We start from the raw sequence: 20,875 nt of genomic DNA, 5'->3' as shown, positions 1-20,875 counted from the left end.
GTCGATAGAGTAGGTGTCGTGGACTTTTTTTCGGTGATGGGTTACGGGCAGTTCGGCGTGCTGTTCTTGATTCAAATCGTGACCTTTCTGGCATCCGTGGTCGCGCTGATCCATGCCGCGATCCAGCGACCGGACGCGTTCCCCGCGGTCGACCGGCAAACCAAGGTCATTTGGGTCTCGCTACTCACCGCGGCGTCGATCTTCACCGGTCTTTTCTCAATCGCAAGCCCGCCCGGCGTGCTGGCGGTCGCCGGGATAGTGGTCATGCTCGTCTATCTCGTTGACGTCCGCCCACGAGTGGACAGCGTCCAGGGACGGTCCTGGTTCCGCAAGAATGGCTGAGTACCGAATCAACGACCTCGCCCAAGTCTCCGGGGTCAGTGTCCGCAATATCCGCGTCTATCAGGACCGCGGCTTGTTGCCAGCGCCAATTATCAAGGGCCGCACCGGCTGGTACTCCGACGAGCACCTAGTCCGGCTCAACCTGATTTCGCGCATGCTCGAACGTGGCTACACATTCGCGACGATCAGTGAACTTCTGCATGCCGCGCATTACGGAATGACCGTCGAGCATGTGCTGCGCAGTTCGCCGCGTGGCGGACGGTTCCGCAGTCTGCGCCGCGCTGCGACGATCACCATTACCGAACTGCGTAAGACACTCAACGCGAGCGACCGGACGATCGCCCTTTCGCAGACCCTCGGGCTGCTCGCCAAAGATGGTGCGCAGTACGCGATCCGCAACCCGGAACTCCTCGAAGGGGCCGAGGCGCTGGTACGCGGTGGTATCGACATTGACGCGCTGCTCGACCGGTGGGTACGGGTGCAGGCCGACCTCGCCGACGTCGCGCACAGTTTCGTTTCGATCATCACCGACCGCTACTTCGATGAGCGGCTGCCCAATATGAGCGACGTTGAGATCGCCAAGGTCGCCGAACTGATTCAGACCGTGCGGCCGATGGCGCACGAGATCGTGGAGACCACCTTCAGCAAGGCGCTGGACAAGGAGATCTCCCAGGCAATCGGGACTGCCTCCAAGTATTTCGAAGCGTCGCCCGACGAGTCGTCCGCCGATGAGTCGCCCGACTCGACGGCCAAAGAAAGTGGTGAATAAGTGGCAAAGTCAGTGAAGATCAAAAACGTTGGCTTAATTGCCGGTGGTGCCGCCGCACTGGGAGTCGGAGTGGCCGCGGCCGGTGTGGTCACCGTGCTGGGCAGCATGGTGCGGGCGGCCCTGACCTACACCGCCATTGACGACGGCCCGGATCCGTTGCTGGCCAAGCCAACCGTCGCGCCGCGGCGTTCGACGGTGACCATCGCCGACGGCGCGGCCCTCAACGTGTTGACCTATGGTCCCGATCCCGCGGAGAGCACCGGCGATATCGTCGTGATGGTGCATGGCTGGACCTGTAATACCGACTACTGGCTACCTCAGATCAATCACCTGCTCGCGACCGATCCGGGGCGCACCATCGTCGCCTACGATCAGCGCGGTCATGGCGACAGCACGTTGGGACATGAGCGCACCAGCGCTGAACTGATTGGCCGCGACCTCAACGCGGTCCTCGGCGCCGTGTTGCCGGTTGGTCGCAAGGCGGTGGTGATGGGACACAGCATGGGTGGCATGACCATTCAGGCCTGGGCCCAGCAATTCCCCGACCAAGTCGCAGAACAGGTTTCGCATATCTTCCTGGTGTCGACGGCATCGGAGAAGATTCTCAGCAATATGCAGATCGCGCCGTCGACCATGCCGAGATTCGGTGAGCCCTTCCGCGTACTCGCGGCATATCTCGTCGCCTCGACCCCGGCGCCGACACCGCGGACGGCTGCCAGCGCGAAGATCGGCCAGTACATCTCGATGCGGGACAAGGCGCGAGCCGCCCACGTCGAATTCGTCGAAGAGATGGTCAGTAGCTGCGATCGAGTCGGCCGTGCGTCCTGCGGATCCGCGCTGGCAAAACTCGACGCCGCTTCGGCGGTGGACGCGCTCACCGTACCGACCACCGTTGTGATCGGGACAGAAGACAAGTTGCTCCCGCCGTTGCAGTCAGATCTGATCGCGAACCGGTTGCGGCGCAACGGATTCCTGCACGACTACGTGGTGTGGGATAGCGTCGGTCACATGTCGAGTATCGAAGCGGGCGAAAAATTCAACAAGCTGCTCGATGCCGTGCTGGCCGATAACTCCGCAGAACTGGCGTCGTAGCTAGAGTTCACACCCGACCAGTACCGGCTCGGGTGTGAGCCGAACGCCGAATGCGCGATGTACTCCGTCGCGTACGTCGCGCGCGAGGTCGAGCAATTCCTCGGTGGTCGCGGTGCCCCGATTCGTCAGTGCCAGAGTGTGTTTCGTCGACAACCGGACTGGTGACTCCGGGCCGGGGTAGCCGCGGGAGAAGCCAGAGCGTTCGATAAGCCAGCCCGCCGACAGTTTGACGCCGTCGTCGGCCGGATAGCGCGGAATGGTGATATCGTCACCGATTCGCCGGTGGATACGAGCGAAGACCGCGGTGGCCTCGTCGGCCGGCACAATGGGATTGGTGAAAAACGAACCGGCACTCCAGGTGTCGTGGTCGTCGGGGTCTAAGACCATGCCCTTGCCCCGGCGCAGACTCAACACCTGATCGCGTACCGCGCGGGCCGAGGTCCAGTCGCCTTCGCCCACTCCCATAGCGTTCGCGAGTTCGCGGTAGCGTAGCGGCTGTGAGCGGTCATTGTCGTTGAGCCACAACGACACCGACGTCACGATCCGATCCGCGCGATGTTTGAGGTTGCTGGTCCGGTAGCCCAGCCGCAAGGCATCGGGCCCCACGGTGGACGTGGTCCCCGACGTCCGGTCGTACAGTGTGACCTCGCGCAGCAAGTCGGCGATCTCCACACCATATGCCCCGACATTCTGAACTGGCGTCGCGCCGGCCGATCCGGGAATCCCCGAAAGGCATTCCAGCCCACCGAAACCGGCCTCGATTGTCTCGGAAACCACTGAGTCCCATGGCTTTCCGGCATCGGCTCGGACGAAAGGGCGCCCGGCATCGGAGCCGAACTCCAGACCGGTGGTGGCAATGACGACGACGGTGCCGGCAAAGCCGTCGTCGGCGACGATGAGGTTGGACCCACCGCCGACGACGAGGACGTCGGTTCCGGCGGCATCGGCGTCGGCAAGTGCCGACACGATGTCGGGGGTGGTCGTCGCGCGCAGTAATGATCCGACCGGGCCGCCGAGGCGCAGCGTGGTCAGGTCGGCCAGACGAAGAGAACTCACCACCAGAGGCTAGCGCGCGGGGTGTGGCCCGCCGATCGTCGGTGCGCTCTGCGCGAACACCGAGAGTTGAACCCGCGCGGTGCCGGCAGATGTGATGGGATTACGTCTATGGCGAGCACCTTGGAGCACTCGGTCAGCTATCCCTTTTCCACCGAACGGTTGTGGACCGTGGTGTCCACCGAACAGTACTGGCACGACCTGCTTGAAGCGATCGGTCATGGCGCGCTCGACTCTTTTGTCCATGACGGCGATACGGTGACGGTCACGATGACGCAGACCGTCCCCGCGGACAAGCTGCCGTCGATGGTGACCAAGATCCGTCCCGGCGACCTGCATATTCCGCGTCAGTCCGTCCTGCGACGCCAGGGTGACACCATCGTCGGTGAATTGACAGCAACGGTCGACGGAGCGCCGGCCAAGGTCGACGGCAAGCAGACGACGTCGGGTGAGCCGCAGGCGACGACGCGATACACCGGGACGGTAAACGTCAACATTCCGTTCGTCGGTGGGAAGGTGGAAAAAGCCATCCTCGAGCAGCTCATCGTGCTGCTCGACGCCGAACAGGAACACACCGTCGAATGGGAGCAAGCTCACCGCTGAGGGTTGATATGGGCGAAAAGACCCGTGTCAATTGGTTTTAGGTGAATCACGAACGGTAGCCTGACGCTTATGGCACGACGGCTCAGCTATTCAGCACGCTATAAGCATCCGGTGGAAAAGCTCTACGCTGCGCAGAGCAGTCGGCAGTACTGGGAAGACATGATGGCCGGATTCCAGATGATTTCGCCGCATTGCGAGGTCGCGGAATTCGAGTCCGGCGACGCCGGTATGCGGGTGGTGCTCAAGCAGACCATCGGCCGCGATCAGCTGCCGCCGTTGGCACAGACCGTGTTGATGAAAGATATGGTCATCACTCGCGAGGAGAGTTTCGGGGCCTTCAACCCGGAAAAGACCACCGGCACCTACGACGCCTCGATTCCGGCCGGGCCGGGCAGTCTCAACGGGTGGCAGGAATTGTTTCCCACCGAGACCGGATGCACCATCCGTAAGACCTCCGAGGTCAAGGTGTTCATTCCGTTCATCAACGGCAAACTCGAACAGATGATGTTGGTCAACCTCGTCGACCTGTTCCGCGCCGAGGCCGAATACGCCGCGGACTGGATCAAGAAGAATCTCTGAGATTCGCCCTTCGGGGCGCATCACCCGCGGCACCACCAATATCAACCGGCTCCGGCGAGTAGATCGGTGGATGGCGTCGAGTCCGGCGGTGGCCGCCGCGTTGAACTCGGTCTCGATACCGATGGCCGTCGATCTGGGTTATGGCGGTCGTCCCGACACGGCCGTCGAAATGGCCGCGCGGTTACGCGTCAATCACCCGACGCTGCGGCTGACTGGGCTGGAGATTGACCCCGACCGCGTGGTCCCCGACGTCGGGGATGTCGAATTCGCGGTCGGCGGATTCGAATTGGCCGGTCTGCGACCGCAATTGGTACGTGCCTTCAATGTGTTGCGGCAGTACGACGAGGCCGAGGTCGCCGGTGCGTGGCAGCAGATGCGCGACGCACTCGCCCCGGGCGGTGTCATTGTCGAGGGGACCTGCGACGAGATCGGGCGACGATGCTGCTGGATTCTGCTCGACGCCGACGGTCCGCGGACCCTCACCCTGAGCTGGGCGCCCGAACACACCGGTTATCCGTCCGAACTCGCGCCGCGACTGCCGAAGGCACTCATTCACCGCAATGTCCCCGGCGAACGTATTCACCAATTGCTCACCGAGGCCGACCGGTGCTGGGAGATGGCTGCCTCGCACGCGTCATTCGGACAGCGGATTCGTTGGCGTGAGGCGACTCGACTGCTACGGGCCGCTGGCGTGCCGGTCGAGACGGGCCGGCGCACCACCCGGGACAACATTCTGACCGTGCCCTGGGATGTCGTCGCCCCGGGGAGATGACCGGACGTCGAGTTAGGGTGAATGACATGCGTCTCGCTTTGGCTCAGATCTCCAGCGGCGCCGATCCGGCCGCAAACCTGACGACGCTGACTGGCGAAGTTGAGGAAGCCGCAGCTCAGGGGGCCAACCTCGTTGTTTTTCCAGAAGCGACGATGTGCCGGTTCGGGGTTCCGCTCCACCCGATCGCCGAGCCGCTCGACGGCCCGTGGGCCAGCGCGGTAGCCGACCTCGCATCTCGTCACCGCCTGACCATCATCGCCGGGATGTTCACGCCGGCAGACGATGGCCGGGTGTTCAATACCCTGCTGATCACCGGCCCCGACGGCACTCGCACCGGGTACCACAAGATTCACCTCTACGACGCGTTCGGTTTTGCCGAATCCTCCACGGTCGCGCCGGGTGATCAACTGGTCACCGTCGAGGTCGAAGGACACACCGTAGGTATGGCTACCTGCTACGACCTGCGCTTTCCGGATCAATTCGTGGCCCTTGCCGCACGTGGGTCCGAGTTGATCGTCGTCCCGACGTCGTGGGGTTCGGGACCGGGCAAACTGCATCAGTGGCAGACTCTTGCCACCGCCCGCGCACTGGACTGCGCGTCGTATGTGGCCGCGGTCGGCCAGGCCCTGCCCGATGACGAGGAGATACGCGGGGCCAAGGCTCCAACGGGGATCGGGTTTAGTCAGCTCACAGATCCATTCGGTACCGTTGTATCGACCCTCGGTGAGACGGGCGCCACAGTAGTAGTCGATGTGGACCTGTCGACCGTGGCCAAGGCACGTGAGCAGCTCGGGGTCCTCGCGAACCGCAGACCGATCAGCTGACCGACCCCGGCGCACCCAGCGCCATATGAGGAGAACCGCCGGAACATGACCGACGAACCACGCGACGAGTCCGCCGACGCCGATAAGTCACCGGAGACCACGCAACTGCCACCCCCGGTCACCGATCCGTCCGCGCGTGCGTACTCGCAGATGCCCAAGGCCGCCGACGATGACTTCGTACCGGTCGGCTCGACGGCTAGCTTCGACACTCCGAGTGAAGCGTTCGGAACGCCGCCGCCATCGGGTCAGTTCGAGGGTTCGCCGGTGGCCACCGAAGCACCTGCTAAGCGGCATCTGGGCAAGATCATCGGTCTGGTCAGTGTCGGTGTGGTGCTACTGCTTGTGATTGGATTCGCCAGCTTCGAACTCTATACGCGGCATAAAGTCAAAGACTGTATCTCGCAAGGGGTTAGCGAATTCACCGGCTCGGAGACCGACGTCTCGCTGAGTGGGAAACCGATGGTGCTGCAATGGATTTCAGGTGATATCCCATTTGTCCAGGTCGACACCAAGGATGATGCCCACGCGAGTACCAAGCTCCATATGCGCCTGGACAATCTGTCGCAGGAAGGTGACACGTCCAAGGTCGGATCGATTGCGGGCAACGGATCGCTCTCGTTCGCGCGGGTGATGGAGTTGTCGAAGACGGGTGGCTTCGGCACGTCGTCGACAACGACACCGGGTGACACCGGAATTTCGACGAGCAATGCCCAGATCAGCAAGATTGAGGGCAATTCCGCCGCCGGCACGATAAAGATCGATTCGACATACGTGCTGGCCTTCATTCCCATTCCGGTGTCGGTCACGATGAAACCCGAAGTCGTCGACGGCAAGATCTCATTCAAGGTGGTCGAAGCGAACGCGGCGTCCATCATCGGCATTCCATCCGACTTTGCCCAAGGCATCGTCGATCAGGTATCGAAGTCGATGTTCGATTCGATGTTCGACACGGTGAAGTTCACCACGCTCAAGGTCACCGACACTGGAGTGGAATTCGCGGTCGCCGGCGACAATGTCAGCCTCAAGCAGAACGTGTCGAGCCCGAGCGGAAGCTGCTCCGGCCTGTTCTGATCGCTCAGCTCGTCGGGTATCGGTTGCCTGCGTCTAAACTGCTGCGATGACCCTGCTCGTCGCGCTGCTACTCGCGGTCGCTTTCATCGGCGGCGTGCTGCTCACCGTAGAAGGTGTCGCGCGGGCAAAGGTGGCCGAGGCCGTGCAGCGGCGATGCCATGAGGTCACGGGTCTGCCGACCACGATGTCGTTCGGATCAAAATCGATTGTCTGGCAATCACTTTCGCGGTCGATCAGCGCCGTCGAGATTGTCACCCAAACTGTGCCCGGCGATGTGGCGGTGTCGGTGCGGATTGTCGGCATCACCGGTGATGATTCGGCGTCGAGGATGGAAGCGGTCAGTTGTCGGGGCTACCTGCCGTACCGTCGGATCGTCGAATTCGTCAGTGAGCGTGAGCTTTTCGGTTCGTCGCCACATCGGCTGACCGGCATTCGCGGGAGCGCCCGCGATGGCAGCGTCCGGGTCGATATCGTCGCCCGCACTCCGGTGTTGTCGGTACCCATGACGGTGACCGTCCGACCCGAACTCAACGACAGCGGTCTCCATTTCGCGGTGACCCGGGTACAAACGCTGGTTTTTGGGCTGCCGACACAATTCGCGCAGGCGATCGTCGACGACATCGGCAAGACCCTGCGAACCGCTGTCGAGCGATACGCCGCTATTGAGCAGATCAGTGTCGGCGACGACGGCGTCGACTTCTCGGCGAGCGGTGAGCAGGTTGTCATCGCGGCCAATCTGACGCGTCCGACGCTGCGGCTGCCGGCCATTCGCGAGCTGGTTAGGTCTTAGTTGAACACCACGGTCTTGCGGCCGTGTACCAAGATCCGATCTTCCAGATGCCAGCGGACGCCGCGGGCGAGCACCAGGGTCTCGATGTCGCGGCCCTGCCGGACCATGTCGGCCGTCGAATCGGTGTGGTCGATGCGGGTGACATCCTGTTCGATGATCGGCCCGGCGTCGAGTTCTGCGGTCACATAGTGACAGGTTGCGCCGATCAGTTTGACGCCCCGGGCAAAAGCCTGGTGATAGGGCCTGGCTCCGACGAAACTCGGGAGGAAGCTGTGGTGGATATTGATGGCGCGCCCCGACCAGCGTTCGCAGAGGTCGGCGGGCAGGATCTGCATGAACCGTGCCAGCACCACGGCGTCGGGGTCGATGGCGTCGACGATGTCGGAGACTTGGGCGAAAGCAGCCGCCTTGTCGTCGCCGAACGGTATGTGATGAAACGGCACACCGAAACTGGTGCATAGCTCGCCGAGGTCGGCATGATTTCCGATGACCGCGCTGATCTGCGCCGGTAACTCATCGCGGTTGGCGCGCCCGAGGAGGTCGATCAGGCAATGACTGTCCTTGCTGACGAGCAGCACCGCCTTCTTCGGTTCGCGGGTGGAGGTCAGTTTCCAGTCGGTTCGCGGGCCGAATTCGGCGGCAACCGTTTCGGCGAACCGCGCGCGTAACTCGTTGAAGGACAGCGTAATCGAATCAGCCCGTACCGCCTGGCGGGTGAAGAACCAGCCGGTTTCCTGATCGGAGTGATAGGCGGCCTCGGTGATCCAGCCGCCGGCGTCGAGGAGGAATGCCGAGATCCGCGCGACGATGCCGGTCTGGTCGGGGCAGCCCAGGGTCAATACGTATCGATCTCCCGCATCGGCGTGCGAGTTTTGCGGGGCGTCGGCGGCGGTCATCTAGTCAGTGTGTCAAGCTCGACTCCGTGACTTCGCCAACCCCCCGTTCCTTGACTCGATCCGACGTCGCCGCGCTGGTCGACCACACCTTGCTCAAGCCGGAAGCAACGCGTGCCGACGTCGAAGCCACGGTTGCGCAAGCGGCCGAACTCGGCACCTACGCCGTGTGCCTGTCACCGTCTGCGCTGCCTATCGATACCGGTGATCAGGTGTTATGTGTCGTCGCCGGGTTTCCGTCGGGGAAACACCATTCACTGGTCAAAGCGGCTGAGGCGCGTCTCGCGGCTGATTCGGGCGCCCGCGAGGTCGATATGGTCATCGACGTCGGTGCTGCTGTCGACCAACGTTTCGACGAGGTCTTCGCCGACATCCTGACGGTCCGCGAGGCGCTCGGCGACGCGGCGGTATTGAAGGTCATCATCGAATCGGCGGCACTGTTGTCGCTGGCCGGTCCCGATACCGTCACCGAGGTATGCCGTCGGGCAGAGCAAGCGGGTGCCGGATTTGTGAAGACTTCCACCGGTTTTCACCCGGCCGGCGGCGCGAGTGTCGAGGCGGTGCGGCTGATGCGCGCCGCGGTCAGCGACCGGACCGGGGTGAAGGCGAGTGGCGGCATCCGGACCGCGGAATTCGCCGCCGACCTCATCGAAGCTGGTGCGACGCGACTCGGATTGTCAGGGACGCGGGCGGTGCTCGACGGATTCGCCGACGAGTGATGCCCGGCGTCGTCGACTGTCGGCTACGCCACACGCATAATTACCACCGCATGTATCGCGCGCTACGCCGGTAAACTCTGTCGAATGAATGCCAAAGGGCCGACACGGCGTGCTGTACTCGCCGCAGCCGGGCTCGCGGTGGCCGGTGCAGCGGCTGCGTGTGCGACCGATTCCAAGCCAAAAAAGTCGGACGGACCTCGTCAACCGACTGTCACACTGACTTTCTCGCCCGCACTGGACAGTGCGCCACCCAACCCGACCGAGAAGTTTTCGGTGACGGCTGGCGGCGGTGTGCTCAACCCGGATGTGAAGCTGCTCAACGCCGCGGGGCGGGCGGTTCCGGGCTCGCTGTCGGATGATCGGACGACTTTCACGGTCGATGTGCCGCTGGGATACGGCACCAAATACACGTGGTCGGGGAGCGCGGTTGGCTATGACCGCGTGCCGCGCAAGCTGGACGGTTCATTCACGACATTGGCGCCGAAGGAGAAGATCGGCGTCGTGGTGAATATCGCCGACGGGCAGGAAGTCGGAATCGCGGCCCCCATCATCCTGAAATTCGACGGGACGGTTCACGACAAAGAGGCTGTCGAGAACGCGCTGACTGTCACGACAACCCCGCATACCGAGGGCAGCTGGGCGTGGCTGGGTGAAGACAATGGGTCGCGGATCCACTGGCGCAGCCGTGACTACTTCGAACCGGGCACCAAAGTGCATGTGACGGCCAAGTTCTATGGGCTCAAATTCGGCGGCGGTGCCTACGGGGACAGCGATGTGACGAGCGACTTCGTCATCGGACGGTCGCAAATCGTGAAGGCCGACGCGTCGTCCCATCAGATCGTGGTGGTTCGGGGCGGTGCCACATTGATGACGCTGCCGTGTAGTTACGGGCAGGGCGACGTCGACCGCAACGTGACCCGGTCGGGTATCCACGTGGTGAGCGAGAAGCACGCCGATTTCTACATGAGCAACCCAGCTGCGGGATACTTCAATATCCGCGAACGGTGGGCGGTGCGGATCTCCAATAACGGCGAGTTCATCCACGCCAACCCGGAAACCGTTGGCGTGCAAGGTGCTTCGAACGTCACCAACGGATGTATCAACCTATCCCTGGCCAATGCTGAGCAGTATTTCGCCACCGCGATCTACGGCGATCCAGTTGAGGTCACCGGCACTCGTATCCAGTTGTCGGAGGCCGACGGCGACATCTACGACTGGGCAGTGGGCTGGGAGACCTGGAAGAGTTGGTCGGCGGTCAAGGGTGAGGCACCGTCGAAGAGCGCGCCCGCGACGCCGAAGGGCGCGCCGGTGCCGCGGTAGCGGACGCCGACCATATGAAGGGTGCGCCCTCCACCGCTGGTCGAGTGCCGAGGAGCGTTAGCGACGAGGTGCCGCTCTCGCTGGTCGAGTGCCGAGGAGCGTTAGCGACGAGGTGTATCGAGACCCCGCAACCATCCCTCCGCGCCAAACTACTTGTTGTTCTTGATATTTCGTCGCGCATTCGCCTGATCGCGCGGCTTGATGACGATCTGATCCAGATTCACATGTGCCGGGCGGGACGCCACAAAGCCGACGACCTCGGCGATGTCGTCGGCGGTCAGCGGCGTCAGGCCTTGATAGATCGCGTCGGCTTTGGCTTGATCGCCGAGGCGTACAAGGGAGAACTCGGTCTCGACCATGCCCGGCGCGATTTCCGTCAGCCGAACCGGCTGCCCAAGTAGTTCGAGTCGCAGCGTTCGGTGCAACAAAGCCTGAGCATGTTTCGCCGAGGTGTAGCCGGCGCCGTTGTCATACGCTTCAAGCGCGGCAACCGAGGTGATAGTCACGATCAGGCCGTCACCAGATGCGATCAGCGCGGGCAGTAGACCTTTGGTAAGGCGCAATGTGCCAAGGACATTCGTTTCCCACATCCAGCGCCACTCGTCGAGGTCGGCGTCGGCGACCGAGCGCACGCCTTTCGCACCGCCGGCATTGTTGACGAGAACGTCGACGCGGTCGAGTTTGGCGATGAAGTCGGTCACCGACCGCTCGTCGGTGACGTCGAGCGAATAGCCGCTGCCGCCGATTTCATCAGCCAACTTTTGGATGCGGTCGAGGCGTCGTGCGCCGACGACCACGTGGTATCCCTGCGCGGCGAGCAGTCGCGCGGTGGCCTCGCCAATACCCGAACTGGCTCCCGTTACCACGGCGACCTTACGATCGGAAGGGTTAACGTCAGCACTGATTGCAGATGGATCGTCAGAATAGCCAGCGGTCATGAAACTAGCCTAGTCACTGCTAGATTCGGGGCCATGTCCCGTTCCGGTGTCGTTGCTGCCGAGTTGCACGTGGGTTCGGTGCCCGCTGCCGCTGTTCTTCAAGCTGTCCGTACCGGCGGACCAATTACTCGTGATCAGTTGGTGCTTGCCACCGGCCTGTCGGCCGCGACGGTGAACCGGCAACTGCACGCACTGACACGGGTGGGCCTAACGGTGGAGCGGCCCGACCTAGTCGACCCGGGCAGCATCGGACGTCCCAAGAATCCACTGACCACCGACCGCGACAAATTATGCGTCGCGGGCATGCATATCGGTGCCAAGCGCACGCTGCTTGCGATCGCCGACATCGGCGGGCGAACTCTCTACAGTCACGCGGTGGCCACGCCGGACGGTGATGGAGACGACGCGATCCGTCAATTGTCGGCCCAGCTAAAGGAATTGGCAGACCGCTTCAGTGGACGACGGCTGATGTGGGGTGGCCTGGCACTCGGCGGCGACGTGGATGAACACACCGGCGTTGTGGACCATCCGGTGTTGGGCTGGCACCGAGTTCCGGTGGGGCGCAGGCTTACTGACGCGCTCGGTGTGCCGGTGTCGGTATGCGAGCATGTGCAGGCGATGGCCGCCGCCGAACTGCTCCTCGGCTATCCGCGGGATGGCGGCGGTACCGGGCTCTTCTGCTACGCGCGTGAAACTGTAGGTATGGCAATAACATTCGATGGAAAGGTGCGGGTACCCGCTCGAGGAGCGGGGACAATCGCGTACCTGCCGGTCGACGCGCCGCTGTTGAGTGCGCAGGCTGAGCAGCGGTCGCCATTGTCGACGACGTTGCAGGATGTCATCGGGTCGGAGGTATTGCAGGCCGCTGCGCTGCGTCGAGGCCAGACGCCCGAAGATCATGAATTGCTCGACGAACGCGCGCGGGTACTCGGCCAGTCTTTGGCGATGATGCGTGATGTTCTGAATCCGGATTCGATTGTCGTAGCTGGTGACGCATTCGCCGGACATCCGCGTGGGCTCGCGCCGATTCAAGCGGCATTCGACGCGGCGAGCCATACGCCGTGGCCATTGGAACTGTGTCCGTCGAGATTCGGATTGCGGGTGCAGGAGGGTGCGGCCATCGTAGTGGCCCTCAGCGTCTTATACGCCGATCCCATAACGTCAGTGGCGCTGTCGGCGGATTAATGGGGCGTCGTTAGCCCCCACTGCGCTGGTCGACATTGGTGGTCGGTAGTCGAGCGGCCAACCTCCTGGTCGAGTGATTTTGGTGGTCGGTAGTCGAGTAACTCATTGCGCTGGTCGAGTGACATTGGTGGTCGGTAGTCGAGTGGCCCACCTCGCTGGTCGAGTGCCGAGGAGCGCTAGCGACGAGGTGTATCGAGACCCCGCGAGATTCCTTACCGACCCGACCATCGAAGGCATCGAAGGCGTGCGGACAAATATCGTCCCCCTGAGCGAGGTCGAAGGGCAATATGCCCTCGGAGGTCCGTGAGGGGGACGATAATTCTAATTGCGCCGCAATCGCGCCAAGGTCTCCAAAACCGTTGCCACATGGTCGGTTCCGGCGATGCGATATTCCGCGCCGGTCTCGCCCTCACCGACTTTGATACTCACATCCCGACCGTGACGCAGATGCGCGAAGGCCTTCTCGTCGGTTACGTCGTCGCCGAGGTAGACGACGGCTTCAGCGTCGAATTGCCCCCGTAACGTGTCCAGCGCGATGCCTTTGCTGGTTTCGATGACGGCCAATTCGATGACGGCTTTGCCCTCGGTGGCATAGACACCGGGCCACGACGCCGGACCGGAGCGGGCGGCGGCGAGCGCTACTTTGGCGTCGTCGGGAGCGGCGTTGCGCACATGGAGGGTTGTACTCGCGGGTTTTACCTCGACCGTCACGCCGTCGAATCGCTTTGCCAGCGAATGGAATTCATCGACGATGCGACCCAATCGCGCGCTGTCATCGGACGTGATGGGCACGGTGAACCCATCGGCGAACTCACTACCGTGGCTGCCGACCAGGGTGACAGCCGCGCTGAGACCCGACAGTACGCGTAAGTCGGCCAGCGCGCGGCCGGACACCACCGCGGCCAGCGTATTTGGTGCGGCGGCAAGTCTTTCGATCGCGGCGGCCGACGCCGGATTGGGGACGGCGTCTTGCGGGTTGGACACGATCGGCGCCATACAACCGTCGTAGTCGGAGGCCACGACGACGCGCGGCAACGCCGCTAGCCCGTCGAGCGCAGCAGCGAGATCGTCGGGGATACCGTTGCTGCTCAAAGCGTTTCAGCCTTCCGTGGGTTCGTTTTCGTCAAGGGCGGCTGGTGCGAGGGTGCGATCGACGCTAGGGATGGTCGGCTGACTCTCAGCCAGCGTGGACAGGAAGCTGTGAGCCCACCGTTCCACGTCATGCGCCAGAACCTGTCGGCGCAGCGCGCGCATCCGACGTCGGCCTTCGGCCGGATCTTGGTCGACGGCAGCCATAATGGCGTCTTTGACGCCGTCCAGATCGTATGGATTGGCCTGATACGCCGACCGCAATTCGGCTGCGGCACCGGTGAATTCACTCAGTACCAGTGCGCCGCCGAGATCGCTGCGACACGCGACATACTCCTTGGCGACCAGATTCATACCGTCGCGCAGTGGCGTCACCAGCATCACGTCGGCGGCGACGAAGAACGCGATCAGATCCTCGCGCGGCACCGGCCGATGTAAGTACTGGATTATCGGGTGGCCGACTTGGCCGAAGCGTCCGTTGATATTTCCGACCAGCTGCTCGATGCCGGCGCGCATGGCGATATAGGAGTCGACGCGTTCGCGGCTCGGCGTCGCCAACTGGACCATGGCGGTTTCGCTTGCGTCGACACGCTTTTCATCCAGTAGCTCCGACAGTGCTTTGAGCCGGACGTCGATGCCCTTGGTGTAATCGAGCCGGTCGACGCCCAGCAGCATCGTCTTGGGGTTGCCCAGTTCCGCGCGAATCTCGGCGGCACGCGCGCGAATCGCCTTCGACTTCGCCAGCGAGTTGAGCGATTCGGAGTCGATGGAGATTGGGAAGGCGCCCACTCGCACGGTTCGGAAACCCACTTGGACCAGACCGAACTTTGACCGTACCCCAATCGTGCCTTTGGAAACGGCATGGCCGGCGAGCCGACGGGCCAGGTAGAGGAAGTTCTGTGCGCCGCCGGGCAGATGGAACCCGATGAGGTCGGCACCGAGTAGGCCCTCGACGATTTCGGTGCGCCACGGCATCTGCATGAATAGCTCGACCGGCGGAAACGGAATATGTAAGAAGAAGCCGATACGCAGGTCAGGTCGCAGCATCCGCAGCATCTTGGGGACCAATTGCAGCTGATAGTCCTGAACCCAGACGATCGCACCGTGCGCCGCTGCCTTCGACGCCGCCTGGGCGAAACGTCGGTTGATCTCCACGTAGGCGTTCCACCACTCGCGGTGATACTCCGGTTTGACGATGACGTCGTGGTACAGGGGCCACAGCGTCGCGTTGGAGAAACCCTCGTAGTACTCGTTGATCTCTTCGGTGCTCAGCGGCACCGCGTGAATGTCGATGCCTTCGATATCGGGGTTGTCGTCGGAGTTGGGAACGCCCGACCAGCCAACCCAGGCGCCAGTATGCGACTGCAGGATGGGTTCGAGGGCGGTAACCAGCCCGCCCGGGCTGCGTTTCCAGTGCACGCTGCCATCGGGGCGGACTTCCTTGTCAACTGGCAGCCGGTTGGCGACCACGACAAAATCGGCGGTGCGGGCATCTTGGGATGAGTCGCGGTCCGTGCCGCTAGAAGCAGTCATTTGATTATGTGAGCGCCGTCGGGCGGGAGTCAGTTGGCCTCGCCGGGGGCGATTCCGAGCATCGAGAACAGCATGCGGCACTCGTCGGCGTCGGTAGCGTAGGCTGCGACGACTCGCCGGGCCGAGCTGGCGGTCTCGTCGGCTACAGCCTCGGGCTCGATGTCGGTGTCGGCGATGTCGGTCGTCTTCGGAGGCATGGTGTCCTTTGGTAGAAGCGCGGGTCGCTGACCAATTCTACTCGCGCCTGGTCCGTTGCATCCAGGTCGGTCGCAAGTTCCACATCGGGCGATGCGGAATCTGCGGCCGACGTAGGGCACGGGCGACGAATTCACCGAGCGTCACACCCGCCGCCAGGGCACATCCGATCGCGAACGCGCTGGCGAGCGAGGTGAACCCGATGAGCGACTGGTCGTTGAGGATCCCGTACAGGCCGCGATAGACAGCCAGACCGGGCAGCAGGGGAGTGATGCCCGCGACGGCGACGACCAATGGCGGGGTCAACGCTTTGCGAGCGAGCAGACCACCGAAGAGGCCGGTCACCGTCGCGGCGATACTGCTCGCCACGATGGCACCCGCCGACAGTTGGTTGGTCAGTACCACGACGGCGATACCGATCGCCCCGGCCATGAAAGCCACTGGCAATGCACGCATCTCGGCGTAGGAGGCGAGTGCGTATGCCGCCGCGGCCAGGCCACCGGCGATGATCTGCGCTGGGGCGTCGACAAACCCGAAGTTGGTATTGGCGGTAATGGTCGGCAGGTAGATACCGGTGCCTTCGAGTAGCCGGATAGCCATACTGACGCCCGCGATGATGCCGCCGGTCATGAGTAGCAATTCGAAGAATCGTGCGACGCCGGTGATCGGAGCGCCGGTGATCGCGTCTTCGACCGAGCCGACGAGGGATAACCCGGATAGCAGCACGACCATGCCGGACGCGATGATCTGCGACGGCGCCAATTCGATGCCGAGCGATGGCGCCGCCGCATACATCAGAGCGGCCGGCACCACTGTGATGAAGCCGCCCGCGACCTGCTGGAAGAACATGGGTATGCCGACCCGATTGAGGAATCGGTTGACCACGACGATGACCATTGTGGTGAGCAGCGCGATGGCTCCAACCACGAATCGTCCGCCGAGCAGTACCGAAATCCCCGACGCCATGAATCCCCAGGCGAATGTCGCTACCCAGTGCGGATAGGGATGCGGCGCCGAGACGATCTCGTTGACGATGCTGTGGGCGGTCCGGGGGCTCAGGGCCATGTCGCGGATGCGTCGAACTAGGCGGTCGACCTGCGCGAGTCGCGTGAAGTCCATCGACCGGTAGTACACCTGCCGCATCGTGCTCACCGGCGGCAGATTATTGCCACGACGGGCGAGCACGACGATGGTGTTGTAGGTAACGTCCACCTCGACGTTTTCCAGGCCGTAGACACCGGCGACGAAGCGGATCTGCTCCTGGGTGTCGATGGCAGCGGTGCCCGAATCGAGAAGTACCGCACCGATTTTCGTGGCGAGGTCGAGGATTTCGGTGATCGCGGCATCGTCGTCGAAGTCGATCGGTTTGCGCGGCGACACCATGATGCTGCCGGGCTCGATGGTGTCGATCGTCGCCTGGCTGGTGCCGATGAGGCGCCGCAGAGTCTGACCGATATACTTGCGCACGCACGCCTCCTTAGCTCAGTGGTAGAGCACTCGCCTTGTAAGCGAGCGGTCGTCAGTTCAATCCTGACAGGGGGCTCGCTACGCCCCTCATCTGCTCACGCGGGTGGGGGGTGTTCTGGTTATATGGCTGTCGAGATTCGTGCCGCGTAAGTCTGTGCGGCATCGCTCAGCGCAGAGGCTACCGCGACGAGGTCATCATCGACATAGTCAGTGCATGTGTCACGCGTCATGGCTGCTTGTATGCCCAGGCATTCGATGCACGGCCTCGACATTGGCTCCCGCGCTGATTGCGAGTGACGCGGCGGTGTGTCGTAGGTCGTGAGAAGCACACGGGAAAGGCCGGGGTGCGGAAGTCGCCCGTTTCGTCAAGTTCGGGGGCTCGTGCTTGTCCCGATGCGACAATGCACCGATTTACGGCGCCACTGAGCCGCGAATCTGTAGACGCTGGGGGCCATCCACCCGCCGTCTCGCGCGGGCCAGACACCGCGTCAGCGGCCACGCCGACCAATTTTGGTGCGAGCATCGGGACTATGAACTCCGGTATCGGCAACCGACCCGTCTCGTGCGTTTTGAGCGTTCCCAGGACGGTTTCTATCGCCCACGTAAACGGCGTTGTGGACCAGTTCGACACGTGCGCGCGTGAGGTCGAACTCGAAACGCATCGTTGAGTCCTCACGTGGCGGTACAACCACAGCTCCCGGTCTATCGGGTGTTGGCAGTGCGGGCGGCACGGGAACGGTCGACGCAGCGGGAGGTTCCCGGCAGTCACACGCGCGGAATCCTTACGGTTGCCGGCCGCATGGCTGGCAACCCACCCGGCGGAGGTGGCGGTGGCGGAGCGGGTGGCATTTTCAACGGGCAAACCGCTGGCATGGCAGGCGGTCGGGGATAGGCATCATTTATGGCTCGACAAACTTAAAGGGAGGATATGGCAAAGAATGCGCATATGCGTGATGTGTGCGATTCGATTGCGGCTAAAAGGGGCGAAAATAACCGCACATTCGGGTGATCCAGGCGCCACAGGCGCGAACCTGTTCGCATCGACGCCCGCGAGTTTTGCGACAGCGTGGGGAGCAGCGGTCGACGGCGCCGGAGCCGACACCGGCAAGGCGGTCTCGACGGGCACGACAGGCGACCTGCTGATTCCGGCGTCGACCACTGTTACGCACTATGGCATATGGAACGGTTCAACCTTCCTACGCGGCGAACTGCTCGACGGCAGTATCACCGTGAACGGCACACCCGTATTGGTACGTATCACACCCAAAACAAAATACAGCTAGAAAATGAAAGCGCCCCCAGTCTGTTCGACTGAGGGGCGCTTGTGGCGTATCTACCTTACTGATCGGTCCAAACGCCGATGCTAAACAGGCCGCGCGTGCATCCCGCCTCTTTAGCTAGATAATAACGATCAACGCCGCCAGCGTCATTGTGGCTATTTTGATATGCTTTTATCCGCTTTTGCTCAGGGGTCATGGACGCAGTGGGTGTTACGCCGAAGAATAGCGTGTTATCGCTTCCTCTTGCGCATACTGCAGTAACCGTCAAGTCGGCTTTTGGCAACGATGCAACCTTGTTTCCATCTGTCCGTGGCAGAGAGATGTACTTCGGCTCTCCGTAGTAGTTATGTTTGGGATAACCAAGTGTTTCAAGAGCCTGAGGGACGGTCAATCCAACTAGTTTGCTCATCTCAACGTCGACAAAACTGCGTTGTGGCGGAGACGTCTCGACTGCGACAGCAGGCAAGTTCTCACCCTCCGAGGGCAGGATGGTTGGAATGTACCCAAAAATTACGCCAGCGACAATGAACAAACAAACAGCGGATATCCCAGCCCATCGTTTCCAGCGCACTCCAACGCGCTCTGCCGTAGCATCACTAGACGGGCTTTTCGAAGAGTCGCTCATGTTACGCCACCTCCCAACTTACACCTTGAATGGGTGCATAATATTTAAGATTACGAATAGTTCCGACTACTTGGCCTGTCCTCGTGTCAATCTTCTCTAGGTCATAGGTGTAAGTATTATAGCGCGGGTACGCGTGGACCACTTTACCCTTGGGGCAACTGTTTGTGTCATACGACATTTCCGAACCAAGTGCAGATTCAGAGCCGATGGTGGTGGTTTCCGATGTTCCAGTTTGTTTGGAAATACTTCCAGATATCGCATCCACACTTAATCCTGCTTCTGCTCCTATCTCCGAACTCTGTGTGGCACTGTTCTCCGCTTTAACTGTGGTGTTCTGCGACAGTTTTACTTCCCCGGTCTGGCAGTCGTAAGTTCCGATCGGAACGATGTCTGAAGGCGCGCCGCGAGGAGTTTTTCGGATATTAGTTACCCGATAGTCGTAGTCGGTGTAGCAGAAATAGGTAGTGGCTCCAGTCATCAGGTGTTGGCCTTCGGGGCACTTGCTCCACCGGAAATATCGACGCTGGCCATCGTCGCCACCGATAATATCTCCTTGCTTGGGGGCGTCGCCTTCAGCGCAGTTTACGCCGGGTCGAGTGCAGAACTCGGACTTGTCGCTGAATGTGTTACCAGTGGGTAGCTGAGGTGCGGTGGGTTGGGATGACTGCGATTGTCGCGGTGTTGTCGAGTTTGGTGTTGCGCTGGTCGAGGCCGGTGTGCGTGGCGTCGACTGCCGTCCTGGTGCTTTGACGATGGGTGTGTTGTTGTAGGTGGGTATGTCGGTGGGTGCGTGGACTCCCATGTTGGGGCCGGGGCCTGGTGTTGCTGATGTAGTGCCGGGCAGTGTTGCGGGTGGTGCGGTGCTGGGTGTTGTTGGTGTGGTGGTTTGTGGGTCGTGGCAGGTGTAGGGCACTGGTGGTGCGGGTGCATCGGAGATGGTTTTACCGGGGTGGGCTGCGACCCAGGATTGTTTCCACGCGGAGTTGTAGGCGTTGGTTTCCCGCGCGCAGCGCTCGGCAGGCGTTTCCGCCGACGCGGTAGGGATGGCGACCACGGCGGCGACGAGTGCTACCCCGAGTGCGAGAACAGCGACGACACGGGCGATCAGGCCCGCTAACCGTCTGGTGGTGGGTGTATGTGTCATTTCTGTTGTCCCCCTTTGGTTTAGAGCCACATGCGGGCTGAGTAGACGGTGGTGGTGTCGTCAGAGGTTTTGGTAGACACCGAGAATCGAGCAATCACCCTGACCGTGGTCGGTCCTACACATCCATCAACAGAGACTCTGATTCTTTTGGCTCGGATGGAGGCGTGATCGGTTTGGAGGGTCTTCTTGCCGAGGCTGAATTCGCTGATCTTGCCGGGAGCGAGTTTGGAGGTGACGCTCGGCGAGACTGAGGCGCTTCCGCCGATCTGTGCGCTCGGCATGCCGCTGATGGTGACGCTGGCATTCGGCCCAATCGAGGTAGCCAACCCCAAGGTCGCACCATCGGACACGTCGACCTGGCAGCCGATCACTAAGACTTGTTCGAGGATTGCTGATTGGACGTCTTCGTGTCCGGCGCCGGTGATGGTGCCTTTCACTCGGGAGGAGACCCATCCTTCGCGGGAGGCGAAACTGTTGGCCACGTTCGACATCGGGTTGACCACCAACTCCGACGCGCGTAGATCAACTTTCCAGCCGTCATCAGTGACCAGATGATCATGTTTGGACGCTAACGGTGTGGGCGTGGCTGACG

Annotated in this window: 23 protein-coding genes and 1 tRNA gene; 14 read left to right on the top strand and 10 right to left on the bottom strand. The window is 62.1% G+C overall.

Annotated elements, in window-relative coordinates; translation table 11 throughout:
* The first annotated feature begins 18 nt into the window (after nucleotides 1–18).
* From GOEFS_RS05170 to GOEFS_RS05160, 3 genes are read left to right on the top strand one after another with little or no spacing between them, the layout of a single operon-like run.
* Nucleotides 19–342 (top strand): DUF2516 family protein, encoded by a 324-nt coding sequence (locus GOEFS_RS05170; RefSeq protein WP_007316830.1) that lies wholly within the window; start codon nucleotides 19–21, stop codon nucleotides 340–342.
* Nucleotides 335–1,111, top strand: coding sequence for a MerR family transcriptional regulator (locus GOEFS_RS05165; protein ID WP_007316829.1), 777 nt, complete (start codon nucleotides 335–337; stop codon nucleotides 1,109–1,111). The genes GOEFS_RS05170 and GOEFS_RS05165 overlap by 8 nt, the downstream gene beginning before the upstream one ends.
* Nucleotides 1,112–2,203: an alpha/beta fold hydrolase gene (locus GOEFS_RS05160; protein WP_007316828.1), complete on the top strand. Its 1,092-nt coding sequence runs from the start codon at nucleotides 1,112–1,114 to the stop codon at nucleotides 2,201–2,203.
* Here GOEFS_RS05160 and GOEFS_RS05155 read toward each other — a convergent pair whose 3' ends face one another.
* The gene (locus tag GOEFS_RS05155; RefSeq protein WP_007316827.1) at nucleotides 2,204–3,262 is read right to left on the bottom strand and encodes a UDP-N-acetylmuramate dehydrogenase; all 1,059 of its coding nucleotides are present in this window, start codon (nucleotides 3,260–3,262) and stop codon (nucleotides 2,204–2,206) included.
* A gap of 105 nt (nucleotides 3,263–3,367) precedes the next feature.
* Between GOEFS_RS05155 and GOEFS_RS05150 the strand changes: the two genes are divergently transcribed.
* The 6 genes from GOEFS_RS05150 (at nucleotide 3,368) to GOEFS_RS05125 (ending at nucleotide 7,895) form a co-directional block, all read left to right on the top strand.
* The gene (locus GOEFS_RS05150) at nucleotides 3,368–3,859 is read left to right on the top strand and encodes a DUF2505 domain-containing protein (RefSeq protein WP_007316826.1); all 492 of its coding nucleotides are present in this window, start codon (nucleotides 3,368–3,370) and stop codon (nucleotides 3,857–3,859) included.
* A 69-nt stretch (nucleotides 3,860–3,928) separates the two neighbouring features.
* Nucleotides 3,929–4,438, top strand: a complete 510-nt coding sequence (locus GOEFS_RS05145) for a DUF2505 domain-containing protein (RefSeq protein WP_007316825.1) — start codon at nucleotides 3,929–3,931, stop codon at nucleotides 4,436–4,438.
* A gap of 70 nt (nucleotides 4,439–4,508) precedes the next feature.
* Nucleotides 4,509–5,210: a class I SAM-dependent methyltransferase gene (locus GOEFS_RS05140; protein ID WP_007316824.1), complete on the top strand. Its 702-nt coding sequence runs from the start codon at nucleotides 4,509–4,511 to the stop codon at nucleotides 5,208–5,210.
* A 26-nt stretch (nucleotides 5,211–5,236) separates the two neighbouring features.
* Entirely contained in the window at nucleotides 5,237–6,034 is a 798-nt protein-coding gene (locus tag GOEFS_RS05135; RefSeq protein WP_007316823.1) for a carbon-nitrogen hydrolase family protein, read from the top strand.
* 45 nt (nucleotides 6,035–6,079) lie between these two features.
* A complete protein-coding gene (locus tag GOEFS_RS05130) occupies nucleotides 6,080–7,105 on the top strand; it encodes an LmeA family phospholipid-binding protein (protein ID WP_007316822.1) in 1,026 nt (341 codons plus the stop codon).
* Nucleotides 7,106–7,151: 46 nt separating this feature from the next.
* Entirely contained in the window at nucleotides 7,152–7,895 is a 744-nt protein-coding gene (locus GOEFS_RS05125; RefSeq protein WP_007316821.1) for a hypothetical protein, read from the top strand.
* Here GOEFS_RS05125 and purU read toward each other — a convergent pair.
* A complete protein-coding gene (gene purU / locus GOEFS_RS05120; protein ID WP_040524529.1) occupies nucleotides 7,892–8,791 on the bottom strand; it encodes a formyltetrahydrofolate deformylase in 900 nt (299 codons plus the stop codon). The two genes, GOEFS_RS05125 and purU, sit on opposite strands and share 4 nt — an antisense overlap.
* 26 nt (nucleotides 8,792–8,817) lie before the next feature.
* Here purU and deoC point away from each other — a divergent pair, with 26 nt between their 5' ends.
* Complete coding sequence (gene deoC, locus GOEFS_RS05115; RefSeq protein ID WP_050949789.1) at nucleotides 8,818–9,507, top strand: deoxyribose-phosphate aldolase; 690 nt, start codon at nucleotides 8,818–8,820, stop codon at nucleotides 9,505–9,507.
* A gap of 84 nt (nucleotides 9,508–9,591) precedes the next feature.
* On the top strand, nucleotides 9,592–10,827 hold the full coding sequence (locus GOEFS_RS05110) for a L,D-transpeptidase (RefSeq protein ID WP_007316818.1): 1,236 nt from the start codon (nucleotides 9,592–9,594) through the stop codon (nucleotides 10,825–10,827).
* Between the two features lie 149 nt (nucleotides 10,828–10,976).
* Here GOEFS_RS05110 and GOEFS_RS05105 read toward each other — a convergent pair whose 3' ends face one another.
* Entirely contained in the window at nucleotides 10,977–11,765 is a 789-nt protein-coding gene (locus tag GOEFS_RS05105; RefSeq protein ID WP_007316817.1) for an SDR family oxidoreductase, read from the bottom strand.
* A 33-nt stretch (nucleotides 11,766–11,798) separates the two neighbouring features.
* Here GOEFS_RS05105 and GOEFS_RS05100 point away from each other — a divergent pair, with 33 nt between their 5' ends.
* Nucleotides 11,799–12,950, top strand: coding sequence for an ROK family transcriptional regulator (locus GOEFS_RS05100; protein ID WP_007316816.1), 1,152 nt, complete (start codon nucleotides 11,799–11,801; stop codon nucleotides 12,948–12,950).
* Nucleotides 12,951–13,271: 321 nt separating this feature from the next.
* Here the strand turns inward: GOEFS_RS05100 and otsB are convergent, their stop codons facing one another.
* From otsB to GOEFS_RS05085, 4 genes are read right to left on the bottom strand one after another with little or no spacing between them, the layout of a single operon-like run.
* Nucleotides 13,272–14,042, bottom strand: coding sequence for a trehalose-phosphatase (gene otsB, locus GOEFS_RS05095; RefSeq protein WP_007316815.1), 771 nt, complete (start codon nucleotides 14,040–14,042; stop codon nucleotides 13,272–13,274).
* A gap of 6 nt (nucleotides 14,043–14,048) precedes the next feature.
* Nucleotides 14,049–15,572 carry an alpha,alpha-trehalose-phosphate synthase (UDP-forming) gene (locus GOEFS_RS05090; protein ID WP_007316814.1) on the bottom strand — a complete coding sequence of 508 codons (1,524 nt, stop codon included), beginning with the start codon at nucleotides 15,570–15,572 and terminating at the stop codon, nucleotides 14,049–14,051.
* A 29-nt stretch (nucleotides 15,573–15,601) separates the two neighbouring features.
* Nucleotides 15,602–15,769, bottom strand: coding sequence for a hypothetical protein (locus tag GOEFS_RS23385; protein WP_007316813.1), 168 nt, complete (start codon nucleotides 15,767–15,769; stop codon nucleotides 15,602–15,604).
* A 37-nt stretch (nucleotides 15,770–15,806) separates the two neighbouring features.
* Entirely contained in the window at nucleotides 15,807–17,234 is a 1,428-nt protein-coding gene (locus GOEFS_RS05085) for a threonine/serine exporter family protein (protein ID WP_007316812.1), read from the bottom strand.
* Between the two features lie 4 nt (nucleotides 17,235–17,238).
* Between GOEFS_RS05085 and GOEFS_RS05080 the strand changes: the two genes are divergently transcribed.
* Both GOEFS_RS05080 and GOEFS_RS05075 read left to right on the top strand, forming a co-directional pair.
* Nucleotides 17,239–17,310 (top strand) — tRNA-Thr (locus tag GOEFS_RS05080).
* Between the two features lie 754 nt (nucleotides 17,311–18,064).
* Nucleotides 18,065–18,517, top strand: coding sequence for a hypothetical protein (locus GOEFS_RS05075; protein WP_245549772.1), 453 nt, complete (start codon nucleotides 18,065–18,067; stop codon nucleotides 18,515–18,517).
* Nucleotides 18,518–18,572: 55 nt separating this feature from the next.
* On the opposite strand, the gene GOEFS_RS23155 is transcribed toward GOEFS_RS05075, so the two are convergent.
* From GOEFS_RS23155 to GOEFS_RS05070, 3 genes are all read right to left on the bottom strand, one after another.
* Entirely contained in the window at nucleotides 18,573–19,139 is a 567-nt protein-coding gene (locus GOEFS_RS23155) for a hypothetical protein (RefSeq protein ID WP_007316810.1), read from the bottom strand.
* A gap of 1 nt (nucleotide 19,140) precedes the next feature.
* Nucleotides 19,141–20,283 (bottom strand): hypothetical protein, encoded by a 1,143-nt coding sequence (locus GOEFS_RS23150; protein ID WP_007316809.1) that lies wholly within the window; start codon nucleotides 20,281–20,283, stop codon nucleotides 19,141–19,143.
* A gap of 20 nt (nucleotides 20,284–20,303) precedes the next feature.
* On the bottom strand, nucleotides 20,304–20,875 hold a 572-nt coding region (locus tag GOEFS_RS05070), incomplete at its 5' end, for an MspA family porin (RefSeq protein ID WP_007316808.1).

It is taken from the genome of Gordonia effusa NBRC 100432 (assembly GCF_000241305.1).
In the GTDB taxonomy this organism is placed as follows: Bacteria; Actinomycetota; Actinomycetes; order Mycobacteriales; family Mycobacteriaceae; genus Gordonia; species Gordonia effusa.
This window is presented reverse-complemented; position numbering and strand designations above follow the sequence as displayed.

Excerpts from the sequence above, each read along its gene's own strand:
- GOEFS_RS05100 (WP_007316816.1), top strand. The coding sequence starts at position 11,799 with ATGTCCCGTTCCGGTGTCGTTGCTGCCGAGTTGCACGTGGGTTCGGTG.
- GOEFS_RS05130 (WP_007316822.1), top strand. The coding sequence starts at position 6,080 with ATGACCGACGAACCACGCGACGAGTCCGCCGACGCCGATAAGTCACCG.
- GOEFS_RS23155 (WP_007316810.1), bottom strand. The coding sequence starts at position 19,139 with ATGAGCGACTCTTCGAAAAGCCCGTCTAGTGATGCTACGGCAGAGCGC.
- GOEFS_RS23150 (WP_007316809.1), bottom strand. The coding sequence starts at position 20,283 with ATGACACATACACCCACCACCAGACGGTTAGCGGGCCTGATCGCCCGT.
- GOEFS_RS05125 (WP_007316821.1), top strand. The coding sequence starts at position 7,152 with ATGACCCTGCTCGTCGCGCTGCTACTCGCGGTCGCTTTCATCGGCGGC.
- GOEFS_RS05145 (WP_007316825.1), top strand. The coding sequence starts at position 3,929 with ATGGCACGACGGCTCAGCTATTCAGCACGCTATAAGCATCCGGTGGAA.
- GOEFS_RS05090 (WP_007316814.1), bottom strand. The coding sequence starts at position 15,572 with ATGACTGCTTCTAGCGGCACGGACCGCGACTCATCCCAAGATGCCCGC.
- GOEFS_RS05165 (WP_007316829.1), top strand. The coding sequence starts at position 335 with ATGGCTGAGTACCGAATCAACGACCTCGCCCAAGTCTCCGGGGTCAGT.
- GOEFS_RS05140 (WP_007316824.1), top strand. The coding sequence starts at position 4,509 with ATGGCGTCGAGTCCGGCGGTGGCCGCCGCGTTGAACTCGGTCTCGATA.
- GOEFS_RS05110 (WP_007316818.1), top strand. The coding sequence starts at position 9,592 with ATGAATGCCAAAGGGCCGACACGGCGTGCTGTACTCGCCGCAGCCGGG.
- GOEFS_RS05105 (WP_007316817.1), bottom strand. The coding sequence starts at position 11,765 with ATGACCGCTGGCTATTCTGACGATCCATCTGCAATCAGTGCTGACGTT.
- GOEFS_RS23385 (WP_007316813.1), bottom strand. The coding sequence starts at position 15,769 with ATGCCTCCGAAGACGACCGACATCGCCGACACCGACATCGAGCCCGAG.
- GOEFS_RS05150 (WP_007316826.1), top strand. The coding sequence starts at position 3,368 with ATGGCGAGCACCTTGGAGCACTCGGTCAGCTATCCCTTTTCCACCGAA.
- purU (WP_040524529.1), bottom strand. The coding sequence starts at position 8,791 with ATGACCGCCGCCGACGCCCCGCAAAACTCGCACGCCGATGCGGGAGAT.
- GOEFS_RS05135 (WP_007316823.1), top strand. The coding sequence starts at position 5,237 with ATGCGTCTCGCTTTGGCTCAGATCTCCAGCGGCGCCGATCCGGCCGCA.